Source organism: Clostridium polynesiense, assembly GCF_000820705.1.
Classification (GTDB): Bacteria; Bacillota; Clostridia; order Clostridiales; family Clostridiaceae; genus Clostridium_AA; species Clostridium_AA polynesiense.
Genome location: NZ_CCXI01000050.1, coordinates 1 through 2,628, shown reverse-complemented (window position 1 = coordinate 2,628; position 2,628 = coordinate 1). Strand labels below are relative to the sequence as shown.

The 2,628-nt window shown below is 32.1% G+C and carries 4 protein-coding genes and 1 pseudogene; 1 reads left to right on the top strand and 4 read right to left on the bottom strand.

The genetic code is table 11. The features are described 5' to 3' along the window. Positions 1–277, top strand: a pseudogene (locus TA89_RS05015) (ABC transporter ATP-binding protein); the annotation flags it as partial. A gap of 105 nt (positions 278–382) precedes the next feature. Here TA89_RS05015 and TA89_RS05010 read toward each other — a convergent pair. The 4 genes from TA89_RS05010 to TA89_RS04995 all read right to left on the bottom strand — a co-directional run. Then, a complete protein-coding gene (locus TA89_RS05010; RefSeq protein WP_052447332.1) occupies positions 383–883 on the bottom strand; it encodes an HAD family hydrolase in 501 nt (166 codons plus the stop codon). A gap of 144 nt (positions 884–1,027) precedes the next feature. Next, positions 1,028–1,951: an ROK family protein gene (locus tag TA89_RS05005; protein WP_040211412.1), complete on the bottom strand. Its 924-nt coding sequence runs from the start codon at positions 1,949–1,951 to the stop codon at positions 1,028–1,030. A 58-nt stretch (positions 1,952–2,009) separates the two neighbouring features. Further along, the gene (locus TA89_RS05000) at positions 2,010–2,408 is read right to left on the bottom strand and encodes a DUF2721 domain-containing protein (RefSeq protein WP_242850085.1); all 399 of its coding nucleotides are present in this window, start codon (positions 2,406–2,408) and stop codon (positions 2,010–2,012) included. Between the two features lie 29 nt (positions 2,409–2,437). Next, positions 2,438–2,628 (bottom strand): glycerophosphodiester phosphodiesterase (locus tag TA89_RS04995; RefSeq protein ID WP_040211410.1); only part of this gene is annotated, 191 nt, incomplete at its 5' end.

The window sequence follows — 2,628 nt, the reverse complement described above, 5'->3', positions numbered from 1 at the left end:
AGCTATAGCTTTTGATCCACCGATTTTAGTTTTAGACGAGGCTACTTCAAATATTGATACAGAAACTGAAAGCTTAATACAGGATGCATTAAACAAAATAACTCAAGGCAGAACCACCATAGTTGTTGCCCATAGGCTATCTACCATAAAAAACAGTAACAGAATAATAGTTCTTCATAAAGGTAAAATAAGAGAAATAGGTACTCATAGTGAGCTTTTGGAAAACCAGGGTCTTTACTATAATTTGTATAAGCTTCAATATGAAAATGCTGAATAAATCTCTTTATTATCTATTTTAAAAAACAACTTCCTTAAAGCAGATGCAAAACGCACCTCTGCTTTAAGGAAGTTTAATTTTGTAAAATATTAGAACTAATTATTTCTATATATTGATGTCCATCTTATATAGCTTTTCCTTTACCTCGTCTATATCTGTAAATAAAACAGCTCTAATTCCTACATCCTCTGCTGCTTTAATATTTATTTCCATATCATCGATAAATAGTGTTTCCTCAGCCTTAATTTTATACTTTTCAAGGAGAAACTGGTAGATTTCCCTTTGAGGTTTAATATAGTTAATTTCAAAGGATATTACTCCTCCATCTATTATATTAAAAAAATCGTTTTCCTCTTTTATCTTATGAAAAGCTTGTCTATGATAATTAGAAAGAACATAAATACTATATCCATTACTCTTAAGTTTTTTTAAAAGCTCTATAGACTCCTCCATAGGAAGAAGCATATCCTTCCATTTTTCCATCACAGAGATTATTTCCTCACTTAAATCAGGCTCGCAGCTGCAGAACAGCTTTACAGCTTCCTCTTCATTTAAGGTTCCTCTATCCAGCTCAGGCCAATATTTACTATTAAAAACTGATTTCATAACTTATTCTTTTACTTTACTTGTAAAATTATATTTATCCAGAAAAATCTCAGGTCTATACTCTACAAGCACGTTTCCTATATCAAACACAATATTTTTAATCATGTCTCTCTCCAAGCTTCTTTATTTAAGTTAAATAATATTTTACTCAATCATGTTTTTTAATGCTAAATAACATGCACCGTAAACACCTGCATCGTTTTGAAGCTGCGCTGTTACTATTTCTGTATTATCAGCATAAGCCTTCATAGCTTTAGTTTTAAATACTTCCTCGAGCTCGTTTATAAAACTCTGTCCCTGCGCAGATATGCCTCCTCCAATTACAATTAGACCTGGATCTAATATATGTACTACATTTGCTATTCCAGTAGCTAAATGAGCTAAAAAATCCTTGTACACTTTTACTGCTGTATTGTTTCCTTCACGTACAAGCTTCATAATAGACTCACCTGTAGCATTTTCATCAGCACTTCCAGCCTTCTCAGCTTCTGCTTTATACCTTCTTATTAAAGCTGAAGTAGAAGAATATCTTTCAAAACATCCCTGAAATCCACAGGTACAGTTTTCACCATGCTCATTTATTGACATATGTCCAAATTCTCCCGCTCCACCGTTAATTCCTTTATAAAGCTTACCATCTATTACAATAGCTCCACCTATTCCTGTACCCAAAGTTATGCATGCAAAATTATTCTTTCCCTTTGCTGCTCCCATCCACATTTCTCCTACTGCAGCAGCATTTACATCATTTTCTACATAGCTTGGCAAATTAAGTTCATTTCTAAGATGTTCCGAAATCTTTGCTCCTGTATATCCAGGAAGATTTTCTGTAGCAAAGACTATTTCACCCTTATCTGAATCCACCTGTCCTGCAGTACTTATTCCCGCTGCATCTATTTTAAAATAATTAGATATATCTTTAATTCTTTCAACTAATGCTTTGGGAATTTCAATCCTGCAGTTTTCTTTTGGAGTAGAAAACTTATCTTTTAATAAAATTTCTCCTTTCTCATTAATTACTGAATATTTAATAAAGGTTCCTCCAATATCAAAACATGCAATATTCATACTTAATCAATTCTCCTTTAAAACGATATTTCTGCATTATAATTAATACTCTATTAATTCAATTACTACTATCTTTATATTTGTCCAACTGAACATTTAACGCCTTTACAGAGATTTGAACCTCAATTATAAGAAGAAAAAGGGAAATCATTAAAGCTATTAAGCTTGCTCCAAAAGCAACTTCTCCTGCATAGTTTTTTTCCTTAAATATCAGAAAGGTAGCTAAAGCACAGAGAAAAAAGCTTACTCCTCCCATTATCTGAGTGTATCTTATAATATTGATTCTAAGCTGAAGATTTTTTATCTGCTTTAAAATTGACTCACTAGGATCATGTTTATAGTGAGAATCCAACTGCCTAACCAACTGTGCTAAATTTAAAAATCTACTGGTATATGCTGAAATCAACAAAGATATTGAGGTAAACAGTACTGCAGGGGTGGTTAGTTCTATTCTCATTAAAGATCTTTCCTTTCTATATATAATTTTTATTTATTTTCCTGTTGAATTATTTTATTAAGGATATCGGGATAATTGGTTATAATTCCATCTATGCCCATTGATACAAACTTTTTCATTGTATTTTCATCATTAACGGTATAAGGCTGAATAAATAGCCCTTTCTCATGAGCATCCTTCACCACCTGTGGATTTACAGCAAATAATACAGGATGAAGTC